The sequence below is a fragment of the Pseudomonas japonica genome, assembly GCF_013522925.1.
Lineage (GTDB): Bacteria > Pseudomonadota > Gammaproteobacteria > Pseudomonadales > Pseudomonadaceae > Aquipseudomonas > Aquipseudomonas japonica_A.
The window spans coordinates 264111-285353 of the sequence record NZ_JAAMQU010000004.1 but is presented as its reverse complement, the minus strand read 5'-3'; the positions used below and the strand labels follow the sequence as shown (position 1 = coordinate 285353).

The window sequence follows — 21243 nt, the reverse complement described above, 5'->3', positions numbered from 1 at the left end:
GTCGCTGCGGTACTTTCAGCGGATCGATAGCAAGCTGGAGCCCATTCGGGTCATGACATGATCCACTGTACTGCCCAGCCAGGTATGGGACACGTCCTGGTCGGTTCGTCCCATCACAATGACGTCAGCCCCCTCCGACTCGGCGAAGCGTAGCAGGGCCTGCTTGGGGCTACCCACCAGCATATGCCTATGCTCAAGATCGACGCCGTGACGGCCGGCAAATGCCTCAAAGCTCTCTTGAAGCGCAGTGTACATTTCCTCGGCTAGGAGCGCCGCGGGCACCATCATGCCGCCCCCGTGCCCCCACTGTATGGGGTCCGCCAGAGCAAGGCCGTACGCAAAGACCACATGGACTTCGGCGTTGCACTGCATACCGAGCCGTAACCCCTCATGAACGAGACGGTCATTGAGCCCGGAGGCTTTCCCTTCCTGAGGATTGATGTCCACTGCAACCATGATTTGCCGAGGCAGGGCATTGATGACTCCTGATACCAGATGCAGCCGCCCCGGATAGCGGTGCAGCAGGTGCAGGTCGGTGGAGGTGAACATCACGCGTGCCAACAATGGCTCTCGGTGCACGTCCTTGATCAGCCAGTCGGGTTTTGATTCAGCCACGTAATCAAGAATGGCGGAGACAGCATGCTCGGCTCTCACCACTTGCGTAGTCACCTTGAGCCCATGCTCGCGATGGCTCACCACGCACGCCTCAAGCCAGCGGCGGTGCCGCTCGATAACGTCTTCGAGTAGTGCCTGCTGTGTGTCGGTATTGCCCCATTCAACCGCCTGCAGCCCTTCGATGGAATCGAAGGCTACGATGTGCAACGCTGCGTCCAACGCTTTCGCCAAGGCTAAAGAACGAGCCAGCGCCGGGGTATGTTTCATAGCCGGCGGAGCAATAAACAATATGCGCGGTTGAATAGCCATGGCTGCGTCCTCCAAATTCCAGCGAGGTGCTGGAGGTTGAAGGCAGTTTGCCCTTGACCATGACTTTCCATTTGACCCTGGTCAAGGTGACGGCTCCTTATCCTTCATGATGGCCATTCACGCAATTATCAGATGGTCTTCAACCTTGGCGACTCCCGGTACTGCCCAAGCGGCATGCTCCGCGACTTGCCGCTCGTGCCAGGCGTGCACGTGCCCCTCCAGCCTGACTGTATCGCCGACTACCTTGATGATGATATTCCGGGCATCGATCTCTGCGTTTCGTTTCAACGCCTCTTCGATGGCGTGCCTGACATTGGTGGGCTCGGGGCGGGTCCTCAGGGTCAGGAGATTGCTTACCCCCTTGATGCCGGTCAGGTTCTTCATGGCGTTTTCCAGGCCCTGACGCTGGTATTGCCAAGCGACTTCGCCCTCAAGCGTGACATGCCCCTGATGTACTGAAATTTTGATGGTTTCGTCTGGCACTATGGCAGTCCATCTCACGACGTTCGCGGCGCGCGCCGCGATCACATCGTCCGGATTCCCCAGATGGCTGGGGTAGCGGATCTCGATCTCGTCGGCTATGGCACGTACGCCTTTCAAACCCTTCACGGCGCGCTCGACCGTTGTTTTTTCAAGAAAACTTTTTACATGCCCAGTCAATGTCACCACGCCATCTTCCACGGCGACGCCTATGTGTGAGGCTTCTATACCTGGCTGAAACTCCAGCTCTTCCATGATATCTGCCTGCAATTTGCTATCGGACATGACGCGTCTCCTCTCGTGCAATGCATAGCCGCAAGATGCAGGCTTGCTATGTCAAGGTTACTCACGCCAACGACGTTCGCTTGATTGAAATCAGCTTTCAGGGTTTGAAGGTTTTCTGACCTAGGTCAACGTAGCCCCAGGCCTCTTCGGCGCATTCTGTATTTTCTATGAACACTGGAAGCCATTCAGGCGATATGGGCAAACCTGACGGTTATCGGTGCCAGGTCAGATCAGGCAAGGGTTTTGTTTAGAAGCAGTAAGTTCACGCCCCTGAAGCTCCCTGCCTGAGGAAAGAAATAGCATGCTGTTTACTGAGGCTTACCATGAATATCCCAAAACGTTTACTTGTAGTCGCGCCGTATTACGTCGGGAACGATTCTGCATTGACGACTGCTGTATGGCTGGCAACAGCCTTTGATTCGTCTCTGCATATCATAGCGTTTGTGTATTCGGAAGCCTTGGAAGGCACTGCGAGCAGTCGTGAAGGGAAAGAACGCCAAAGGCTGTTGCTTGAAAGGCATCAACAGTCGATGCAGGAGCATACGGCATCTCTGCTCAAGTCAGGCTTGCGCGTCACATGTGAGACGCTATGGGAGCCGCCTACCTCCAAAAAGATAGTTGAATACGTCCGTCACTACAGTGCAGATATGGTTGTAAAGAGTATGCCTCGGACGACCAATGGCCCTGGCCAGAGTCCTGGGGTTCTCGATTGGGAACTCTTACGAGCATGCCCAGCGGCGGTGCTCCTTTTGAAGGGGACGCTGGGTACGCACAAACTAAGATGTCTTGCAGCCATTGAGCTTGCCATTAATGGCGACGCAGACAATGCTCAGAATAAGGAGATACTTCGAGTTGCTGAAACCATGGCCTGCGAGTGTGGCGGCAGCGCCGAGGTCATCTGTGTTTATGATCGAAGCGACAACACACCTTCTGCGGGTTCGAAAGCGCTGTTGGTTTCTGATTACGAGGAACGCAAGCAGCGGCTTCATGAGTTGGCCGAGCGCTTCGCTATCAAACCGGATCGATTGCATTATGTGGCCGGTAACCCCGCGCGGGAAATCGATAGCTTTATAGAGCGCCGCAGCTATGACCTGCTGATTGTAGGAGCTGCCAACCCGGGCTCGACAACAGATAGCATTGGCCAGACGACTCACCGTCTTCTCGAGGCTGTGCCATGCAGCGTCCTTGTCCTGAAAAAAACGCCAGCGGCTGTGGAAGTGACGGAAGCGGAAGAGGCTTGCTTCAACGATGATGACTCGGACCTCGGCGACCGCTAGCCCCAGGAGGGTATGGGCTACTTCAGAGGATGATTGGTGCGTCCGGGCTGCTATCCAAACTCAGCAGGGCGTCAATCAGGAGCAAGAGAGATGGCTGATTTCGAGCGCCTGCTATTGATTGCAACCCCTGCCATGAACCGGACACCGGCGTTCGATCGGGCGGCTTCACTTGCCAAGGTTATGGACGCGACGCTGCACATTGTGGCCTTTGACTATATTGACGGTATCGCTGAAGGAAAGCTGGTCAATGAATTAGCCGTTGACCAGATACGCTTCGGATACCTTCATGCTCACCGAGACTGGCTGGAACAGCAGGTGATAGGCATGCGGCACATGGGAGTGACTGTTACGACCGAGGCACTCTGGTCTCAGGATCCGTTCGAAGACATCCCGCGGTATATAAAAAATTTTCAACCTTCATTGGTTATAAAGGATTTACGTCACGAAGCCTGGTTTACTAGCGCGTTGTTCGCCTCCCTGGACCTTCGCCTGATGCACGAGTGTCAGGCTCCGCTGCATCTGATCGCCAGAGTTCATCATGGCATTCCTCGCAAGATTTTAGCGGCGGTTGATCCTCTTTATCTGGAAGGTCAATTCGAGTACCTTAATGATCGAATTGTGGCTACTGCAAAATCCTTGGCGGAACGTTGCGGCGCCCAGTTGGATATCATGTATTGTTACGACCTGTCCCGCGTGTTTGCGATCGAGAACGCGTGGGATCAGGAGCCAATGATCGCCGATCATCTGTATACCAAGGCAAAGAAAGCTTTCCATGATTTGGCCGAGCGTTTCGGTATTGCGCCAGAGCGCCGGCATGTGGTGATAGGCACCCCAGCGAAAATGATAGAGTCCTATATGTTCAGTCAGGGCGCCGATGTGCTGGTACTGGGCACTGTTCAGAACGACCTCATGCATCGCCTGCTGGGCAGTACCACAGAACAGGTAGCCAATCATCTATACAGCAGCCTGTTGGCAATTAACCCACGGGGCGTCGAGTCCTAGTTTGAAAGGGGCCCGTGCTTTGAGCCCAAGGCGCCGGCTATTTGCGAGATGCCCGATCCATCATCCGGTTCGCCCGCTCATTGGCTTCGTCCGCTGTTCTCTGCGCCTGATTTGCGGCACCAAGGGCCATGTCCGCTTTCTCGTACGCTTCGTCCGCTCTGACCCTGGCTGTGTTGGCGGCGTTCTCGGCGGCTTCCACACGTGCCCCCATCTCCTCATGGTGTCTATGACTGCAGCCTGTTGTCATGGCGACGGTAAGGGCCGCCAGAAGGATCATGGGCGTAATTTTCATCGTGGATGCTCCAGGTTCATAGGCTTGGATTGAACTGCGGTTATTAACTTATCGGAGGCAGCGCGGCGGCGCTTGATGGAAATCAACTATTCCTAGAGAGGTCGATGTGGTCTGGATGTCCCCGTTTGTCCCGTACCGTTTCGTGACTTCGGATTAATTGACCCAAGTCAATATTGAGCGCAGACCATGGGGCGCATGCTGCAGGTTAAATCACCGCGGGAGCGTCCCATGGCTACCATGAAAGCGGCTGTATTCGTCGAAAAAAACCGTATCGTGCTTCAGGACAAGCCCGTTCCGGAGGTAGGCCCTCTCGACGCTCTCCTACGCATTACCACTACCACGCTCTGCGGCACCGACGTGCATATCCTGCGGGGCGAATACCCTGTGGCTCGAGGGCTCACCGTGGGTCATGAGCCGGTAGGCATCATAGAAAAGCTTGGTTCGCAGGTCAGAGGCTATGCTGAGGGCCAGCGCGTTATCGCCGGTGCGATTACTCCCAGCGGGCATAGCTTTGCCTGCCTGTGTGGCTGCAGTTCCCAGGACGGTGCGGATACCTCTCATGGCTTTAAAGCGGCGGGGGGATGGAAGCTTGGCAACCTGATTGACGGGTGCCAGGCCGAATACGTGCTGATCCCGGACGCCATGGCCAATTTGTGCGCAGTACCGGACGGGTTGACCGATGAACAGGTACTGATGTGTCCCGACATCATGTCCACAGGCTTCAGCGGCGCGGAACGAGGCGAAATTCGTATTGGCGACACGGTGGCGGTCTTCGCACTAGGCCCTATCGGACTCTGCGCAGTCGCGGGAGCCCGTTTGCAAGGGGCGTCGATGATCATTGGCGTCGACGCGCTCAACAATCGCATGGCCGTGGCGCGCAATCTGGGGGCCACCCACACACTCGACTACCGTGATGGCAGCGTGGTGGAACAGATCATGAGGCTGACCGGGGGGCGGGGTGTCGACGTTGCCATCGAAGCCTTGGGTACTCAGAACACCTTCGAAGCGGCCCTGACGGTACTGCGCCCTGGCGGAACGCTTTCAAGCCTGGGGGTGTATTCCAGCGACCTGAGCATCCCCTTGGGCGCGTTTGGTGCCGGGCTCAAGGATATCCGTATCACGAGTACGTTATGCCCCGGTGGGAAGGAGCGTATGCGAAGGCTGATGAGCATCATCGAACAGGGTCGCGTGAAGCTCGATGCGCTCGTGACCCATCGACTGAAGCTGGAAGAGATAGAAAGTGCCTACGAGCTGTTCGCACACCAACGGGACAATGTACTGAAGATCGCTATTACGCCCTGATCAGTCGTACAACGGTAGGGGTCCGGTAGCCAACCCTTTCGATTGAAATGGAGTGCCACCATGTCGAGCTTGTCAGACTGCGCGGTATTGCGGCGACCCGCCCAAAGTCCTCCCTGTGAACCGCTGATTGCCCGGGAATCAACTCTCCCAACGCTAGCGGGGAAGGAAAACCGAACGTCAGGATGTGCTCACTGCGGGGCGTTGCGCTTCTGCCTGCCTGAGGGCTTGGCTGTGCCCGAAGCTGAGCAGTTCGACCATATGATCGGGCACCGGATAAGAATGAAGAAGGGCAGTGCCTTGTTTCATGCTGCGGATCCCTTGGTCAATCTGTATGCGGTAAGAATCGGGGCGTTCAAGACGACGCTCGTGGACGAAGCAGGCCGAGGGCAGATTACCGGCTTTCATATGCCAGGTGATGTGCTAGGGCTTGATGGTATCGCCGAGGATATTCAAGTCTGCACCGCAGTTGCGCTTGAAGACAGCGAGCTGTGCGTGATCCCCTACGCAAGGCTGCTGCGAAGCTGTGCCAGTTGCCTGAAGTTACAGAACAATTTCAATCGCTTGCTCAGCCAGGCACTGGTGCGCGAGCAGAACATGCTTTTGACAATGGCGGGCCTGAGGGCTGACCAGCGCTTGGCTGCCTTCTTCCTCAAGCTTTCAGAACGCTTTGCCCAATGGGGATATTCGGATTCCAGTTTCGTGTTGCGCATGAGTCGGGAAGATATTGCCTCGTACCTGGGGCTGCGTCTGGAAACCGTCTGCCGCTGTATCGCCCAGCTTCGGGCGCGCGGCATTATCGAATGCAGAGGCCGGACTGTGGAAATCCGGCATATGCAATATCTGAAGGAAGCGGCGTGTGCCTGAACTCGCTGACAGGCATCAGTGGTCCTTCCAGTAACGCTGCATCTCCAGAAACAGGAACGATGCGGTCCAGCTGATCAAAACGAGGCCCGTCAAGCCTTCAAGGCCGGTCAAAAACTTCAAGGCCCCGATGGGCTCAATGTCCCCGAAGCCGATGGTCGTAAAGGTGGTGAACGAAAAGTATGCGCAGTCGAGCAACGAGCCATCGAATGCGCCAGCAAGGCTTCCATACATTCCGGTGCGTAACAGGCCGAAGTAAGCCAGGGCGAAACACCAGATTTCCAATGCATGGGCCGCCAGTGCTCCCAGTACGCCGAAGGCAATTCTGAAGCGGTGCCATATTCCCAGGCGGGGCATCCACCCATTGAGCCGTAGAAGACACTCATAGTGAATCAGCACTGCCAGGGTAACCACCGTGGTGTTCAATACGACGATGCCGATCATAACCGGTGCCTAGAGCAACCATAAGCTGCTATGCATTCGGTAGAGGCAGTATTCGGCTGTGCCGCCCAGCCATTTGCCCAGGCCCCGCCGCTGTACCCGTGCAAGCAGAATCATGTCCATCTGGCGGTGCTGAGCAAGCGCCGTGATGACTTTGCCTGGGTAACCTGTGATCAGGTGGCGATTCGTCTCGGGAAAGCCAAAGTCGTCGGCCATCGCGGCAAACGCTTGTTCCTGCTGCAGGTGAAGTTCGCTCGCCAAGTGAGTCGTATGCCATTGACCAGGGTGGCCGAAACCTGCCTCCGCGGCATCCATGGAGCTCAGGTCATAGGTGTACAGCAGGTGGACGTCAGCATTGCACTGTTCACCCAACTTGAGCCCCTGCTTGATGAGTTCGGCGTTGACTTGCGGCCCGTGCGTTTCCTGGTCAAACAGGTCTACAGCAACGAGAAGGTTACGGGGCACGGCATTCTCGGCGCGGCTGACCAGGTGCAGAGGCACGGGACACCCCTGTAGCAGGTGAATGTCCTGGGTCGTGAAAAGCGCTCGCTTGAGCAGCCCCTCCTGCTGGACGTCTTTGATCACCACGGATGGCGTCAGGTCGTGTACCAGAGCCACGGTCTCAGCTACGGGATTTTCGCACCAGATGACTTGGGAGGACACCTTGATCCCCATCGCTTGCAATGGACGGGTCTGGTCTATCAGCCACTGATGGTGGCGATCAACATAATTTCGGCGCGCCTTTTCCATGGCGCTTGGGTCTACGAGCAGGGACGTGGCCAAACCTTCCAGATGATCCAGTGCGGCAATGTGGAGCGGGCAGTCCTTGGCTCGGGCCAGGGCGACGGCACGCTCGAACGCTGGCGTTTTATGCAGGCTGGGCGATGCGATCAACAGGATGCGTTCGGAGGTATCCATGGCGGGCTCGCAATAGTAAGGACTAGACGCATCGACAGAGTGTGCACGGTGGGGCAGTGAGCGTTATGACCAAAATCAGATTTGGGCAAATCTCTGTGCGTCAATGGCCAACCCCACTACAGGCGGATTGATGGAGATCAAGCGTCGCCCATCAAGAACGCCGAGCATTAGCCTCACGCTCGCGTGGCGTTAACTGTTGCGCGGCGCTCATCGGGAGGATGCAAACATGGCTACATCCGAGCGCTTGCTGTTGATCGCCACTCCATTAATGAACCGCACACCGGCGTTCGACAGGGCTGCCGCCTTGGCCAAGGCTAAAAATGCCAAACTGCACATCGTGGCGTTTGACTACATCGATGGCATCGCCGAAGCGGGCCTGGCTAACGATTCAGCCATAAACGAGATTCGCCTCGATTATTTGCACAGCCACCGTGACTGGCTGGAGAAGCAAGCGCTGGGCATTCGGCATATGGGCGTAACCGTAACGACCGAAGTAATGTGGGTAAAGCACCCATTCGATGAAATTCCCGCTTACATCCAGGACCTCCAGCCCTCGATGGTAATCAAGGATTTACGTCACGAATCTTGGATAAGTCGGGCGTTGTTCACCTCTCTTGATCGGTGCTTGCTGCATGCATGCCGGACGCCATTACATCTGGTGGCAAAGGTCCAGCGCGGGTTGCCGCGCAGGATTGTCGCGGCCGTGGACCCTTTTCATGCCGACGATGAATTCGAACACCTGAACCAGCAGATTCTTACCACGGCCACGGCGCTGGCAGAGCAATGCGGAGCTCAACTGGAGGTGCTTTACGTGTATGACCTCTCTTATCTATTCGCCGAGGACGGTTGGGGGTATGAGCCTTCGGCGGCGGAGAAGCTGTACGCCGAAGCGAAAACGGCGTTTGCCGAGTTGGCTGACCGTGCGGGGATTGCGGTCGATAGGCGCCATATGGTGGTTGGCAGCCCTGCGCGGATGATCGAATCCTACACGTCGAGCCAGGATATGGATGTTGTAGTCCTCGGCACGGTGCACCGCGACCTGGCGCATGTGTTGTTGGGCAGTACCACTGAGCATGTGGTTAACCATTTGTATAGCAGCCTGCTGACGGTCAACCCTCGCAGCGCTGGAAGGTAGCGCTGCCACTCTTGATCCTGATCAAAGCGGTAGCGGTGAAGTGGCGCAAATTGACGGTGTGATTTGCCAGGCTTTCATTGGGATGGCCCTGGCCTCTTATGGAGTGAAAATCTCATGGTCAATGTCCTGAAGACGGTTAAGCCAAAGAACGAAAAACCCGAGCGCAACGTGAGTATCAGTACGGATAGTCGGCACCCCTTCGAGCACATGCGTCGCCAGTTCGAGCAGCTGTTCCATGATTTTTCGGGAGTGCCTTCGCTTTTCCCCAAAGGGCGGCGATTTGATGATGACCCTTACTGGTTGAGTGGGGCCGTCAAGTTGCAAGCTCCTGCGGTGGATATCGCGGAAACCGAAAAATCCTATGAGATCTCGGCCGAAGTGCCAGGCGTTGATCAAAAGCAGCTTTCGGTAAAGGTCATCAACGGGATCTTGCATCTGAAGGGGGAAAAGCTCGAGGAGCATGAAGATACCTCCAAGAACTATCACCTCACCGAACGACGCTACGGATCATTCGAACGGGCGTTTACGCTGCCCAAGAGCGTAGACGCCGAAGGTATCGGGGCCAGATTCAAGGACGGAGTACTCAAGGTAACGCTACCCAAGAAAGCAGACGCCATACAGCCGGAAAAGAGCGTAACTATAGCTACGGATTGATGCAGCTTACCCCAGTTGTTCCTGGAAGGGCGGGATGACAAGCGCAGCCGGGCCGTGTCAGAACGGTCCGGTTTCGCGGAGGCGGAGTCAAATACGATAACGCGAGCGTACCAGCGCTTCGAGGTGTCGCAAGGCCTCCCTTGGCTCCAGCAGCGGATCGACTTCGATAAGGTGTGTCTTGCTGGCCAGCACATCATCACGGATAACGTGGCGGAACCAATTGGTGAAGTCACCGGCTTCCAAGTGACGCTTGAGTGCAGCGTGGTCGAGCCTTGTGGCCAGTAAGATAAATTGGATCAGGTTTTCCGCACGTTGCGCCAAGGCTGGAAAATAGAAGGCATGCCACGGGCCAACGTTGCCTGTCACATATTTTCCGCTATGCCGATAATGGCGCTGGGCAGGCTGCACGGGCTCCAATAGAACAACGTTGTCACCTTCATCCAGATTCCACAAACAGGCGTATTCGCTGCCCGGCAGCCGTTCTGGGAGTTGAGGACATGGCCGTTGTCTCTGGTTGGCAAACCGCTCGATAGCATCGCGGGCCGTGCTACCCAGGGCGACAAGGACGTTAACGTCACCTACCAGCGTCGGGCACACCTGGTCGAAATCCAGAGCGACGAGCACGGCCCCCACACCACCCAGAAATTTCTCCGGCCAGCGCGCGCAATAGGGCAGCATGTAGTGGGCCTCGTCCACGATCAGCCAATAAGGCCGGCCTGATGCGCTTCGAAGCTGCTGAATGAACGGCAATAACTCGCCGAACAGTTGCACCCTGGCGGGGTGATCGAGCGCTACGGTGCTGACCACAACGTTGAGCTGCGCTTGCAAAAGGTGGTGGACTGACTCCTCGGTGGTAGGGGGGACGGTAAGCCCGCCTATGGTTACCGCGTTTTTCAACGTCAGGTAGTCTCCCTCCGGATCAATGACACAAAACTCCTGGCGGGCCTCTACCATGCGCTCGGTCAGCCAGGTAACGTAGCTGGATTTGCCGGCCCCTGAATTCCCAAGCACAAGCATAACGCTTTCGGCTTTTAGCCAAACTGGATGGGCTTCGGTTGTTTTCCCTACTTTCAAGCCAGTCCTTTCGATTGAGACGAGCTGCACGTCCTTTTCAATGAGCATACCGACTAGCTCGCAGACACCCGCACCGTAAGGTTGGGTGAGTTCGACGTCAGCACCTGCCTTGATGGACGCGATTGCATTTCCAACCGCGGCAGCACATCCGCAAATCGAGAGAAACGAGTGGTCGTTCTCGGCATCACCCGCCCCCACGACGTTGACCTCGGAAATACCCAGGCGGTTGAGAGCCGCCCTCAGGCCAAATGCTTTGTTGACGGAGGGTGGCAGAATCATGATCGCGTCTCTATTAAAGGTCATCTGCAATTCGAGACCGAGATCGCCGATCGCGCTTATGACTATTTCCTCGTAAGGGCGCCATGTGCCAATAACAGATTGGCCTACCGATAGATTGGGGATCCCTTTGGCGCGTAACACGCGAACCAGCTCGACCGAAGCGGGTTCAGCAATGAGCTCTTCGGTGTCATCCCATGGGCTATAGAGAAGCGCACCGTTTTCGGCAATCACCAGGTCAAAGACATCCAGGCGCGGACACCGATGCTTCAGTGATTGAAGCTCCCGGCCAGTGACTAACAGGGTCTTTCGCCCAGTGCGTCTGAGTGTTTCCAGCGCCTCGTACACGCACTCAGAAACACTCCCGTTTTCGGCAATGGTTCCGTCGTAGTCGAGAGCCAGGGCTAGAAAATGCACGGCGCCTCCGATTCATGATTCGAGCGCTACCAGGCTTGGCAGTTGTATATTGGTCGTTTCAAGCCCGTCCTGATTTGATCCACATCAATCAGCGCATTTGAAAAAAATCTGTGCAGTGGACTGCCGGGTAGATAATGCCGGCTCTCTCCCCCTCCAGCCCTTTTTATTAATCTGTGGCGCGACAATCTTTTTCTCCAATGCCGGCCTCAGGCGGGCTTGGCAAGACTTGTTAGCCCCGGAGGGGATGAGCATGATTTTTTCGGAGGCCCCTTGATGAGATCCTGTTCGGGCCTATCTCTCGATGCTTTTTCGCTAGGCGCGCCATAGGCGATACGAACTCCACCGCTAAGGTGTTGATTTGACTATCTGGCTGTCCGGCTCTGGAGGCAGAGGTGAACGTATCGATCAGATATATAAGGAGCCTTGCCGGGCGAAGGCGAAGCGTGAGGGCTAACCGACAGCTCGGTTACGCTTTGGCCTTTGTAGCAGGCGCGGTGAACGCTGGTGGTTACCTGGCGGTTCAGCAGTACACATCACACATGACGGGTATCCTCTCCGCCATAGCGGATAACACGGTATTGGGGTCATTTGGACTAGCGCTCAGCGGTACCGGGGCATTGCTGTCATTTATGACAGGAGCGGGTTGCTCGGCGGTTATGATCAATTACTCGCGCCGCCGGCGTATGCACAGCGAGTTTGCCTTACCTCTCCTTCTCGAAGCTACGCTGCTTATCTGCTTCGGTTTTCTAGGTACTCGGCTATCCACGGTCGATGGCTTATTCGTGTCCGCCACCGTAATGCTGCTGTGTTTCATCATGGGGCTACAAAACGCAGTAATCACTAAAATCTCTCGAGCTGAAATTAGAACGACGCATATCACCGGCATCGTGACGGATATCGGTATTGAATTCGGGAAACTTTTTTATTGGAATGCTCCCACTGCATCGGCGCGTCCAAAAGTGATCGCCGACCGCGGCCGCCTTAAGATGTTGATAGTGCTCGCCCTTAGCTTCTTTGCTGGGGGCGTGATCGGCGCATTTGGATTCAAGCAGGTCGGATACATCGCCACGGTGCCACTTGCGATGGCACTAGGAACCCTAGCGGTAATGCCTGCCATTGATGACGTAAAGCGCTACATACGCCAAGTCAAGCGAAGGTGAAAGGAGGCAATTCGATCCGACTTTGATCAGGAAAGATAAAAATCACCGATAAATAGGTTATCTCGATCCATCAGAGAACGGCCCTGACTGCTATGGAAGCTGTAAAGGAATGAGTAGGCTATGGGTATGCTTGGCGAGCGCGGCCTTTACCGGCTTTGCCATCTTCTATGCTCGAACCGACCAATGCACTGACTTCCGAGCCATTCACGTCTAGTATTCAGGGCAGCCCCCGGAACCTGCGAAGGTTCTACTCTTGGAGACGGCTATGCTACCTGACTCGCTCAAAGTCAGCGCTTCCACTCCCCTGCGCACCGGTAAAACCCTCGTCGATATCACAGGCGATGTGGATGCCAACTACAGCACGACAATCACCGGAGGGGGTATCTGGCTGGTAGGGTCGACGTCTAATGCCGACCGCGAGGGTTATGCCATGGCCCAGCTACGGACCAACGGCCAGCGTGATTTCGATTACAGCCGCGATGCAATCCAAATTCTGCCGCAGAACGCCCCCTTCGATGATCGCCATGGCCTGGCTGCCTACCCGTACGGACGTATCCTGACCAGCCTCATTGTCAATGGAGGCGATACGTACGGCCTCAACGTTCTGTCGGTAGACAGTACCCTCAATGCTCGCCCTGATAAATATGCGTCCGTGGCCCTTCCACCGGAGAGCGCAACACCGGCTTACAGCAGTGTGCAGATAGAAGCAGACAGCACATTCCTCGCCAGTGCGCGCAGCAATTCTATGCTCAGCCTCGCGCATTTTTCGTACAGCGGAGTGCTCGACGTGAGCCTTGGCAGCCACGGCGTTGCCACTTATGCATTGCCCGAAGGCCTGCAGTTCGCAAGCAGCACGCCTCTTACCCTTCAGAGCAATGGTCAACTGATCGTGGCCGGCCATAGCTACCTTGGGACACACGCAGATTTCAGTGTTGTGCGTTTCAATGCGGACGGCACCTTGGACGCTACCTTTGGCAAAGAAGGTATCGCTACCTTTGATATCGCCGAAGGCCATGATTTTGCTCATGCCGTTGCGGTGCAGGCAGATGGCAAGCTCCTAATCGCGGGCAACAGTGAGACGAGTGCTAGCGACGTTGACTTCAGTGTGATTCGCCTTAACCAGGACGGTAGCCTGGACACAAGCTTTGGAGATAACGGCAAGGCGATCTTCGATTTTCAAGCCGGCCCTGACACAGCACAGACAATCAATGTGCGGGACGATGGCAGGATCCTGCTTACCGGTAGTGGGCAGAACACAGCCGGTAATGCAGACTTTGCGGCCCTGCAATTGAATCCAAACGGGACCCTTGACACTACCTTCGGTGACCGTGCCGATGGCTTGCACTACCTGACCGGAGGGTATGGGAACAATTTCTTGGCCGGCACCAGAGAGGACGAATCCATCTCAGGCGCGCAGGGCAATGACCTGCTTGACGGCGGAGCTGGTCGTGATCACCTCAGCGGTGGTGCTGGTACGGACGTGTTTCGCTTTACTGAGCGTGACCACAGCTACCGTTCCGTCAGCGCAGCCCTCACTGATCGCGTCGTGGACTTCAACCCGGTAGAGGATGTTCTCGATCTCTCGGCACTGGGCTACACAGGCTTGGGCGATGGTCATGACGGCACCTTGGCGGTACGGGTGAACGCCAGCGGCACCCGTACCTACCTCAAGAGTTTTGACGCGGATGTGCATGGCCACCGCTTTGAATTGGCGCTGGATGGCGATGTCAGCGATGGCTTGCATACGTCAAGCATCGAGTTTGTAACCGCAATTATCCTCGGTGATGACTACCAGCAGAGAATCTATGCTTCCAACCTCGGCGCCGAGCTACACGGTGAAAACGGTGACGATCACCTTATAGGGGGCATGGGCCACGATATTCTGGACGGCGGAGCAGGCCGTGACGTTATTTACGGCTTTGATGGGGCTGATATCTTTCATTATTCACAGCTGACCGATAGCTATCGTACCGCCAATCAAAGCTACAGCGACCTTATAGTGGACTTTGACGTGTTCACCGACCGTATCGATGTGTCTGCATTGGGCTTCACTGCACTGGGCAATGGTCATGACGGCACACTGGCGGTCACCGCCAGCGAAACAGAAGCCACTACGTACCTCAAGAGTTACGATACCAATGGTGCTGGCGAACGTTTTCAGGTGACTTTGGGTGGCGATTTGGCTCACTTGTTAAGTAATGAGTTATTCGTGTTTGCCCAGGCAGGGCTGCCTGACATCGAGGCGTTAGGGATAGCCGAATTGTCTGCATAATACATTGCGCAGCCTCTGGTTGCCTTCAAGGCCAGGCGGTACCAGCCAAAGGGGTAGTTTCAAGGGCAATTTCTTTCTGCTGCAGCTCTATCACCGCGGTATCGGCAATGGCGTTTCAGTGCCGAGGCTCGCAGCTCATGCTTGTACCGCCTGGTGATCGATCACCCGGTCGGCATCGACATCGAGAAGCGCATTGCGAGTTAGCCAACTGCGTTCTTTTGTCTGCTCCAGCCAGACAGACAAGACCTGTTTTACGATCCAGCTTGTTGAAGCTCAACGCGCTCGGCGATCTCATCAATCTGCTCAGCGAGCTCGACCGGGACATGTGCGGTGACTGAACGGGTTTTTGCAGGAGCGGCCATGATATGTTCCTCCAAGAACAGAATCACTTTCAATCGTTCTGCCTGGATGTGACGAGGTAGGGTGTATCTTGATACGAAGCACAGCAAAAACGAGTCACTAAAATAACTATTGATAAAATACGTTATCAAGAGTTTTCGGCTGGCATGGCGTTTGGGTCGTTTTGGAGTAGGGGAGGGGAGGAGAATGAACGGGCTAAGGGTTCACCATGACATCCATGGCGTGCTCAGACACCAAGCAGTTCCCGATCATTCGTGCAACCTGTGCGGCTCTCAGGAAAACCTCCAGTGCAAGGTGGTTAAGGCCATGCTGGTGTAGAGGGGCGCAAGCACCCGGGCCGCACCGAGAACATTTCCGCAGCTTGCAGAACGTGGTGCCTTCCCAGCTAGGCCAACCGCGACCTGTCCAACTTCACCGCCCCGCAAACCGACGAGAGCGCCACCCTACTTATCGTCGCGCTAATAAGCCCCCAAGCCTTCAGTGATTAGCCGTATGCGCCAGCATCACTGATAGCTGGCACAACGGTCGCCCGCTCTGTTCGCGCCAGGTATTAAAGGCTTCTTGAACCGCCGCCAGGTCCCGCTGGCTGGTGGGCATTTTGTCTACGATGCCTTGGGCGTTGAGCGCGGCCACCACGTCCTGGGTGGGGATGAACGTATCCTTGCCGGCCATCCGCAGGAACCGCGGGGCGGACAACCCGCCCAGTTGATTGCCGTGCCGGGTGAGGTAGCGCCACAGGCCAGTGATATTTTCCACAGGCCACTCGCTGATAAAGGCACCGAAGCTGCCATGTTCGTGGGCCACATCCAGGATCATCTGCGCGTTGATCGGCACGCTGCGCAGTTTGCCCAGGTGCCGGATGATCCGGGCGTCCTGCATCAGCCGCTCCAGATGCTCGCCGCCCATCAACACGACTTTTTCCGGGACGAACCCGAAGAATACCGCCTCGAACGCCGGCCATTTGGCATCCACCAGGCTGTGCTTCAAGCCGGCGCGGAAGATCCGCAAGGCAAGCAACGACAGGTAGCGGTCGTCGCCCAGGCTACGCAGGTGTTCGTCGGAACGCGGCTGGGGTAGCCGCGCTTCCAGTGCCGCGGCCGAGCCGAAGCGGTTCAGGCAATGCTCATGCAACCATTGGTAGTCCCGCATTCAGGCCTTGCCCTCCAGGGGCAGCGCCAGCCGCCGCGCCGCTTCGCCCAGGCGTAGGCCGAGGGCTCGGCACAGGGCAGTTTCGTGCTCGTCCAGCGGGCGCTTGCCGTCGGCACCGGCATGGTGGCTGGCACCATAGGGCGTGCCGCCGCCGCGGGTTTCCAGCAGGGCGGATTCGCTGTAGGGCAGGCCGGCGATAAACATGCCGTGGTGCAGCAGCGGAAGCATCATCGACAAAAGAGTGGTTTCCTGTCCGCCGTGAAGGCTGGCGGTGGAGGTGAACACCGCCGCGGGCTTGCCGGCCAATGCGCCGCTGAGCCACAGGCTGCTGGTCCCATCCAGGAAGTACTTCAAGGGCGCCGCCATGTTGCCGAAGCGGGTAGGGCTACCCAAGGCCAGTGCGGCGCAGTGGGTAAGGTCGTCCAGGGTGGCGTATACCGCGCCTTCGGCAGGCACGCTGGGGGCTGTGGCCTCACACTCGGTGGACACTGCCGGCACTGTGCGGATGCGCGCTTCGAGCCCGGCGCGTTCGACGCCGCGGGCGATTTGCATGGCCATTTCGCGAGTGGCGCCATGTCGGCTGTAATACAACACCAGCACGTAAGGGACGGTCATGGCAGCAACTCCAGCAGGTTGTCCACAGGTCGGCCGATCACCGCCTTGTCGCCGCGTACCAGAATGGGCCGTTCAATGAGCTTCGGGTGGCTGGCCATGGCGTCGATCAGCGTATCGTCCGAGAGGGTAGGGTCGGCCAGGTTCAGGGCCTTGTAGTCATCCTCTCCGGTGCGCAGCAGCGCCCGTGCGCCGATGCCAAGGCGGCTCAGCAAATCACGCAGCGTGTCGGCGCTGGGCGGGGTGTCCAGGTAACGAACCACTTCAGGCTCCAGCCCGCGGGCCTGTAACAGTTCGAGCGCGGCACGTGACTTGGAGCAACGCGGGTTGTGATAGAGGGTGAGGTCGCTCATGGAAAGGTCGCCTGTGCTATCGAGTGGCGGCTATTCTACCTGCCTGATCCGCGATGACGAGGACGACGATGATCCGAAGCCGTTTGGCCTGCCTGTTGGCCGTGTTCGCCACGCTATGCCTGGTGGCCTGTGACCGTGGCCTGGGCAACGACCAGCATGGGCAACCCGTGACCGCCAGCAACTTGAAGGGCCAGTGGCTGGTGATCAACTACTGGGCCGAATGGTGCGGGCCGTGCCGCCGCGAGATCCCGGAGCTCAACCAGTTCGCCAGTCGCGAGGCAGCCGAAGGCGTGCAGGTGTTGGGGGTGAACTTCGATCAGCTGCAGGGCCAGGCGCTGGCCCAGGCCTCCGACGGCATGGGCATTCACTATCGCGTGCTGGCCGAGGACCCGGCCGACACCCTGGATTTGCCTAAGGCCGAGGGGCTGCCGGTTACCTTTGTGCTGGACCCGCAACGCAAGGTGCGCGCCACCCTGTTGGGCGAGCAGACCGCTGCAGGTTTGGCCCAGCGGCTGGCCGCCCTCAAGGCTGGCGGCTAAGGGCTCAGCAGTTGGGGCAGAAGTGCTTGCCGCCTTCGCTGCGCCAGCCCAGCTCGGCCACCCGCGCCGCCGCGGCTACTGGCAAGGCCGCTTCGCCGAGGCTCGCGTCTACGGCGAACTCCATGCTCATGGTTTTGCCGCAGCCATCGCAGTTCACGTCCCAGGTGTGAATCGCCAGCTCCTTGAACACCGGGCCACGCGCCACGGCCGTCCACTGGCCCACCGGGTTGATCAGGTGCCGCACCTTTTCGACGGTCAAACGCATGCTCAGGGTTTGGCTGCCTTTGAGGGTGACCAGCAGCACGTCGTCGGCGCGGATGGCGCCGCCGTTGCCGGTGACCTGATAACGCCCCGGCGACAACGCGCGGCATTCGATCAGGGTGTGCTGAGGGGTGAGCAAGCTGTAGCGGAAATCGTGTTCGACCATAGGGCCTCCGAAGAAGGGCGCGCATGGTAGCACAGGCGGTGCAGGTGTCTGGGGGGCCGGCCATCTGGGGATGGCCGGGAACCGGTTGCCAATGCTGTTCGCAGGCCTTGCCTACTCCCACAAAGTGCGTCGACCAAGCCCCTGTGCTCGCTGTTTATGCACTGATCCGCGCATGTTCGGCCAGCCGCACGATGGCCAGGTCGAGGTCATCGAGGGCGACGCTGGCGCTGGGGTCTTCCTGTTTGAGCAGGGTTTCGCTTCGCTGGCATGCCGCGCGCAGCTGGGGCACGCCGCAGTAGCGGGTGGCGCCGTGCAGGCGGTGGATGCGTTCGAGCAGTGCGTGCTGATCATGGGCGTCTCGAGCGGCCTGGATCGCCCGGCGGTCTTCATCCAGCCCGGCCAGCAACATGGCAAGCATGTCCACGGCCAGGTCTTCCTTGCCGGCGGCCAGGCGCAGGCCTTCTTCGTGGTCGAGTATCTGCTGCTCACCCTCGGCGTTGGCCCATTCGCTCAGCCGTTCGGCGGGCTGACCGCGCAGGGCCAGGCCGGTCCATTTGAGCACCACCTGCGCCAACTGGCGCTCGCTGATGGGTTTGGTGAGGTAGTCGTCCATGCCGCTGTGCAGCAACGCGCGCTTTTCGTTGGCCATGGCGTGGGCGGTCAGTGCCACGATGGGCAATGGCGAGCCTGGGCGGCCGGTTTCCCACAGGCGGATGCGTTCGGTGGTTTCGCGGCCGTCCATGCCGGGCATCTGCACGTCCATCAGCACCAGGTCCAGGGAGCGCTGTTGCACGGCTTCCAATGCTGCCTGGCCGCTGTCCACGGCCTGCACCAACGCGCCCATGTCCTCGAGCAGGGTTTGCACCAGCAGCAGGTTGGCCGGGTTGTCGTCCACGCAGAGGATGCGCGGCGGGCGGTCCGCCGGGGCGTCGTCAAGCACCGGCGCAGGCCGATGCGGGCTCACCAGTTCGCTGAGTACCCGGCGCAGGGTGCGGTTGCACGCTGGCTTGGCCTGGAGCAGGCTGTGCGGGTTGGGCACAACGGGGTGGTACATCGCCTGCTCGGTGGTAGGGCACAGCACCAAGGCGTGGCAGCCTTGCTGTTGCAGCTCGCGCAGGCGTGGGCGCAGGCGCTCGGGCGGCTGTTGCTGGCTGGTGACCCCCAGCACGGCCAGCTCGATGGGCTGCCCGGCAAGGCGCGCGGCGCTCACCGCTTCGGCAAGGCGCTCCAGCGCACTGAACGCAACCACGGTCAGGCCCAGGTCCTGCAGTTGGTGTTCCAGTGCCTGGCGCGCCAGGTCGTGATGTTCCAGCAAGGCAACCCGGCGGCCTGTCAGGGGTGGGGCGGGCAGGTCTTCGGCATCTTCACGGGCGCGGGGCAGGGTGAGGCTGATCCAGAAGGTGCTGCCTTCGCCCGGCGTGCTGTCCACGCCGATCTCGCCGCCCATCTGCTCTACCAGTCGCTTGGAAATCACCAGCCCCAGGCCAGTGCCGCCTGGCTGGCGGGACAAGGAGTTATCCGCCTGGCTGAATGCCTGGAACAGGGCCCGCACGTCATCGTTCGACAGGCCGATGCCGGTGTCCTGAACGCTGATACGCAGCTGTGCGGTGCTTTCATCTTCGCCGTCCTCCTCCAGCATCGCCCGGGCGACAATCGTCCCTTCCCGGGTGAACTTGATGGCGTTGCTCACCAGGTTGGTGAGGATCTGCTTGAGCCGCAAAGGGTCACCCACCAGCGACACCGGCGTATCGCGGTACACCAGGCTGATCAGCTCCAGCTGCTTGGCGTGAGCCGCCGGGGCGAGGATGGTGAGTGTGTCCTGCAGCAGATCCCGCAGGTTGAAGGGGATGCTGTCGAGCACCAGCTTGCCGGCTTCGATCTTGGAGAAATCGAGGATCTCGTTGATGATCGCCAGAAGGTTATCGGCGGATTTTTCGATGGTGTTGAGGTAATCCAGCTGGCGCGGCGTGAGCTCGCTCTTCTGCAACAGATGGGTAAACCCGAGGATGCCATTGAGCGGCGTGCGGATCTCATGGCTCATGTTGGCCAGGAATTCGGATTTGATCCGGCTGGCCTCCAGTGCTTCTTTGCGCGCCAGGTCCAGCTCGATGTTTTGGATCTCGATGGTTTCCAGGTTCTGGCGCACGTCCTCGGTGGCCTGGTCGATGCTGTGCTGAAGCTCGTCATGGGCTTCTTCCAGCGATTGCGCCATGCGATTGATACCGGCAGCCAGTTCGTCCAGCTCATGGTTGCCCAAGGTTGGCAGGCGGTAGTCCAGGCGGCCTTCCTTTATTCGCGCCACGGCCAATTTGATATGCCCCAGCGGCGCGCTGATACCTCGGCCCAGGTGCAGCGCCAGCAGCAGGATCACCACCAGCCCGGCGGCAATCAGCACCAGGCTGGCGAACATCATGCGATAGCCACGCAGCAACGTGTTGGTGTGGGACAGTTCTATCTCCACCCAGCCCAGCAGGCGGTCCGCCTCGCCGGGCACTTGCGCGCCGGCGAGGTCACGGTCGCGGCCGAACACCGGTTGCAGGTAGCGGGTGGCATCGCTGCCGCTGCGTTGGGCAAGTTTCGTTCCGGTTCCGCCGGGAATGGGGTTGAGCATGCTCGGGCCGGCATGGGCCAGCAGGCCGCGCTCGGCGTCGAGGAAGGTCACGCTGCGCACGTCGGCCTGCTCAAGGGCCTGCGCCGCCACCCGCTCGAGCTGCTCGGTATCGCGCGCAGCCAGGGCAGGGGCTACCAGTGGCGCGAGCTGGCCGGCCAATAGCTCGCCGCGGCCCAGCAATTGCGCCTGCAATTCGGTCTGCTGCACCCAGGTGAAGTAGCCACCCAGCAGCAACGCCAGCAAGCTTCCCGGCAGCATGGTGAGCAGGATCACCCGCCCTTTTATTCCCAGTTTTCTTAACACACCCGCACCTCGATTGCCGGGGGCTACCCCTCATGTCTGGCGAACCATACCTTTACCGCGCCCGCCATGCACCTTTGCATCACGTACCGCTGGGGCATTGGAAGTTGCCGCCGCTGCGT

Annotated in this window: 20 protein-coding genes and 2 pseudogenes; 10 read left to right on the top strand and 12 right to left on the bottom strand. The window is 58.4% G+C overall.

Annotated features, from left to right (window positions below; all coding sequences use genetic code 11):
* Positions 1-15: 15 nt before the first annotated feature.
* Together G7016_RS08425 and G7016_RS08420 are read right to left on the bottom strand one after the other, a co-directional pair.
* Complete coding sequence (locus tag G7016_RS08425) at positions 16-924, bottom strand: universal stress protein (RefSeq protein WP_181112711.1); 909 nt, start codon at positions 922-924, stop codon at positions 16-18.
* Positions 925-1041: 117 nt separating this feature from the next.
* On the bottom strand, positions 1042-1689 hold the full coding sequence (locus G7016_RS08420; RefSeq protein ID WP_181112709.1) for a BON domain-containing protein: 648 nt from the start codon (positions 1687-1689) through the stop codon (positions 1042-1044).
* Positions 1690-2012: 323 nt separating this feature from the next.
* On the opposite strand from G7016_RS08420, the gene G7016_RS08415 reads away from it, so the two are divergent.
* Both G7016_RS08415 and G7016_RS08410 read left to right on the top strand, forming a co-directional pair.
* On the top strand, positions 2013-2966 hold the full coding sequence (locus tag G7016_RS08415) for a universal stress protein (protein WP_181112707.1): 954 nt from the start codon (positions 2013-2015) through the stop codon (positions 2964-2966).
* Between the two features lie 90 nt (positions 2967-3056).
* Positions 3057-3968 (top strand): universal stress protein, encoded by a 912-nt coding sequence (locus G7016_RS08410; protein ID WP_181112705.1) that lies wholly within the window; start codon positions 3057-3059, stop codon positions 3966-3968.
* A 37-nt stretch (positions 3969-4005) separates the two neighbouring features.
* Here the strand turns inward: G7016_RS08410 and G7016_RS08405 are convergent, their stop codons facing one another.
* Positions 4006-4260 (bottom strand): Lpp/OprI family alanine-zipper lipoprotein, encoded by a 255-nt coding sequence (locus G7016_RS08405; protein ID WP_181112703.1) that lies wholly within the window; start codon positions 4258-4260, stop codon positions 4006-4008.
* A 228-nt stretch (positions 4261-4488) separates the two neighbouring features.
* Here G7016_RS08405 and G7016_RS08400 point away from each other — a divergent pair, with 228 nt between their 5' ends.
* Positions 4489-5562 (top strand): NAD(P)-dependent alcohol dehydrogenase, encoded by a 1074-nt coding sequence (locus G7016_RS08400; RefSeq protein ID WP_181112700.1) that lies wholly within the window; start codon positions 4489-4491, stop codon positions 5560-5562.
* A gap of 60 nt (positions 5563-5622) precedes the next feature.
* The gene (locus tag G7016_RS08395) at positions 5623-6426 is read left to right on the top strand and encodes a helix-turn-helix domain-containing protein (RefSeq protein ID WP_181112698.1); all 804 of its coding nucleotides are present in this window, start codon (positions 5623-5625) and stop codon (positions 6424-6426) included.
* 15 nt (positions 6427-6441) lie between these two features.
* On the opposite strand, the gene G7016_RS08390 is transcribed toward G7016_RS08395, so the two are convergent.
* Positions 6442-6867: a potassium channel family protein gene (locus G7016_RS08390; protein ID WP_181112696.1), complete on the bottom strand. Its 426-nt coding sequence runs from the start codon at positions 6865-6867 to the stop codon at positions 6442-6444.
* 9 nt (positions 6868-6876) lie between these two features.
* Positions 6877-7782, bottom strand: coding sequence for a universal stress protein (locus G7016_RS08385; RefSeq protein WP_181112694.1), 906 nt, complete (start codon positions 7780-7782; stop codon positions 6877-6879).
* Between the two features lie 226 nt (positions 7783-8008).
* On the opposite strand from G7016_RS08385, the gene G7016_RS08380 reads away from it, so the two are divergent.
* Both G7016_RS08380 and G7016_RS08375 read left to right on the top strand, forming a co-directional pair.
* Positions 8009-8917, top strand: a complete 909-nt coding sequence (locus tag G7016_RS08380) for a universal stress protein (protein WP_181112692.1) — start codon at positions 8009-8011, stop codon at positions 8915-8917.
* A gap of 114 nt (positions 8918-9031) precedes the next feature.
* A complete protein-coding gene (locus tag G7016_RS08375) occupies positions 9032-9571 on the top strand; it encodes an Hsp20/alpha crystallin family protein (RefSeq protein WP_181112690.1) in 540 nt (179 codons plus the stop codon).
* 87 nt (positions 9572-9658) lie between these two features.
* On the opposite strand, the gene G7016_RS08370 is transcribed toward G7016_RS08375, so the two are convergent.
* On the bottom strand, positions 9659-11338 hold the full coding sequence (locus G7016_RS08370; RefSeq protein WP_181112688.1) for an HAD family hydrolase: 1680 nt from the start codon (positions 11336-11338) through the stop codon (positions 9659-9661).
* Positions 11339-11730: 392 nt separating this feature from the next.
* On the opposite strand from G7016_RS08370, the gene G7016_RS08365 reads away from it, so the two are divergent.
* Both G7016_RS08365 and G7016_RS08360 read left to right on the top strand, forming a co-directional pair.
* Positions 11731-12498 (top strand): YoaK family protein, encoded by a 768-nt coding sequence (locus G7016_RS08365; protein ID WP_181112686.1) that lies wholly within the window; start codon positions 11731-11733, stop codon positions 12496-12498.
* Between the two features lie 253 nt (positions 12499-12751).
* Positions 12752-14770 (top strand): hypothetical protein, encoded by a 2019-nt coding sequence (locus G7016_RS08360; RefSeq protein ID WP_181112684.1) that lies wholly within the window; start codon positions 12752-12754, stop codon positions 14768-14770.
* A 135-nt stretch (positions 14771-14905) separates the two neighbouring features.
* Here the strand turns inward: G7016_RS08360 and G7016_RS08355 are convergent.
* Positions 14906-15132: pseudogene (locus G7016_RS08355) on the bottom strand (CopG family ribbon-helix-helix protein).
* A gap of 218 nt (positions 15133-15350) precedes the next feature.
* On the opposite strand from G7016_RS08355, the pseudogene G7016_RS25055 reads away from it, so the two are divergent.
* Positions 15351-15618, top strand: a pseudogene (locus G7016_RS25055) (tRNA 2-thiocytidine(32) synthetase TtcA); the annotation flags it as partial.
* Here G7016_RS25055 and G7016_RS08350 read toward each other — a convergent pair.
* Genes G7016_RS08350 through arsC form a run of 3 tightly spaced genes read right to left on the bottom strand, consistent with a single transcriptional unit; the run spans position 15608 to position 17244 of the window.
* Complete coding sequence (locus tag G7016_RS08350; protein WP_181112682.1) at positions 15608-16279, bottom strand: DNA-3-methyladenine glycosylase I; 672 nt, start codon at positions 16277-16279, stop codon at positions 15608-15610. The pseudogene G7016_RS25055 and the gene G7016_RS08350 sit on opposite strands and share 11 nt — an antisense overlap.
* Positions 16280-16894, bottom strand: coding sequence for an NAD(P)H:quinone oxidoreductase (gene wrbA, locus G7016_RS08345; protein WP_181112680.1), 615 nt, complete (start codon positions 16892-16894; stop codon positions 16280-16282). It lies immediately after the preceding gene.
* Positions 16891-17244 carry an arsenate reductase (glutaredoxin) gene (arsC, locus tag G7016_RS08340; RefSeq protein ID WP_181112678.1) on the bottom strand — a complete coding sequence of 118 codons (354 nt, stop codon included), beginning with the start codon at positions 17242-17244 and terminating at the stop codon, positions 16891-16893. Before arsC ends, wrbA begins: the two co-directional genes overlap by 4 nt.
* A gap of 71 nt (positions 17245-17315) precedes the next feature.
* Between arsC and G7016_RS08335 the strand changes: the two genes are divergently transcribed.
* Positions 17316-17783, top strand: a complete 468-nt coding sequence (locus tag G7016_RS08335; RefSeq protein WP_181113092.1) for a TlpA family protein disulfide reductase — start codon at positions 17316-17318, stop codon at positions 17781-17783.
* Positions 17784-17787: 4 nt separating this feature from the next.
* Here G7016_RS08335 and G7016_RS08330 read toward each other — a convergent pair whose 3' ends face one another.
* Together G7016_RS08330 and G7016_RS08325 are read right to left on the bottom strand one after the other, a co-directional pair.
* On the bottom strand, positions 17788-18210 hold the full coding sequence (locus G7016_RS08330; protein WP_181112676.1) for a hypothetical protein: 423 nt from the start codon (positions 18208-18210) through the stop codon (positions 17788-17790).
* Between the two features lie 154 nt (positions 18211-18364).
* On the bottom strand, positions 18365-21124 hold the full coding sequence (locus G7016_RS08325) for a response regulator (protein WP_181112674.1): 2760 nt from the start codon (positions 21122-21124) through the stop codon (positions 18365-18367).
* Positions 21125-21243: the final 119 nt, after the last annotated feature.

Bases quoted from the DNA above. Each gene is read 5' to 3' on its own strand.
- G7016_RS08425 (WP_181112711.1), bottom strand. From the start codon at position 924: ATGGCTATTCAACCGCGCATATTGTTTATTGCTCCGCCGGCTATGAAA.
- G7016_RS08420 (WP_181112709.1), bottom strand. From the start codon at position 1,689: ATGTCCGATAGCAAATTGCAGGCAGATATCATGGAAGAGCTGGAGTTT.
- G7016_RS08415 (WP_181112707.1), top strand. From the start codon at position 2,013: ATGAATATCCCAAAACGTTTACTTGTAGTCGCGCCGTATTACGTCGGG.
- G7016_RS08410 (WP_181112705.1), top strand. From the start codon at position 3,057: ATGGCTGATTTCGAGCGCCTGCTATTGATTGCAACCCCTGCCATGAAC.
- G7016_RS08405 (WP_181112703.1), bottom strand. From the start codon at position 4,260: ATGAAAATTACGCCCATGATCCTTCTGGCGGCCCTTACCGTCGCCATG.
- G7016_RS08400 (WP_181112700.1), top strand. From the start codon at position 4,489: ATGGCTACCATGAAAGCGGCTGTATTCGTCGAAAAAAACCGTATCGTG.
- G7016_RS08395 (WP_181112698.1), top strand. From the start codon at position 5,623: ATGTCGAGCTTGTCAGACTGCGCGGTATTGCGGCGACCCGCCCAAAGT.
- G7016_RS08390 (WP_181112696.1), bottom strand. From the start codon at position 6,867: ATGATCGGCATCGTCGTATTGAACACCACGGTGGTTACCCTGGCAGTG.
- G7016_RS08385 (WP_181112694.1), bottom strand. From the start codon at position 7,782: ATGGATACCTCCGAACGCATCCTGTTGATCGCATCGCCCAGCCTGCAT.
- G7016_RS08380 (WP_181112692.1), top strand. From the start codon at position 8,009: ATGGCTACATCCGAGCGCTTGCTGTTGATCGCCACTCCATTAATGAAC.
- G7016_RS08375 (WP_181112690.1), top strand. From the start codon at position 9,032: ATGGTCAATGTCCTGAAGACGGTTAAGCCAAAGAACGAAAAACCCGAG.
- G7016_RS08350 (WP_181112682.1), bottom strand. From the start codon at position 16,279: ATGCGGGACTACCAATGGTTGCATGAGCATTGCCTGAACCGCTTCGGC.
- wrbA (WP_181112680.1), bottom strand. From the start codon at position 16,894: ATGACCGTCCCTTACGTGCTGGTGTTGTATTACAGCCGACATGGCGCC.
- arsC (WP_181112678.1), bottom strand. From the start codon at position 17,244: ATGAGCGACCTCACCCTCTATCACAACCCGCGTTGCTCCAAGTCACGT.
- G7016_RS08330 (WP_181112676.1), bottom strand. From the start codon at position 18,210: ATGGTCGAACACGATTTCCGCTACAGCTTGCTCACCCCTCAGCACACC.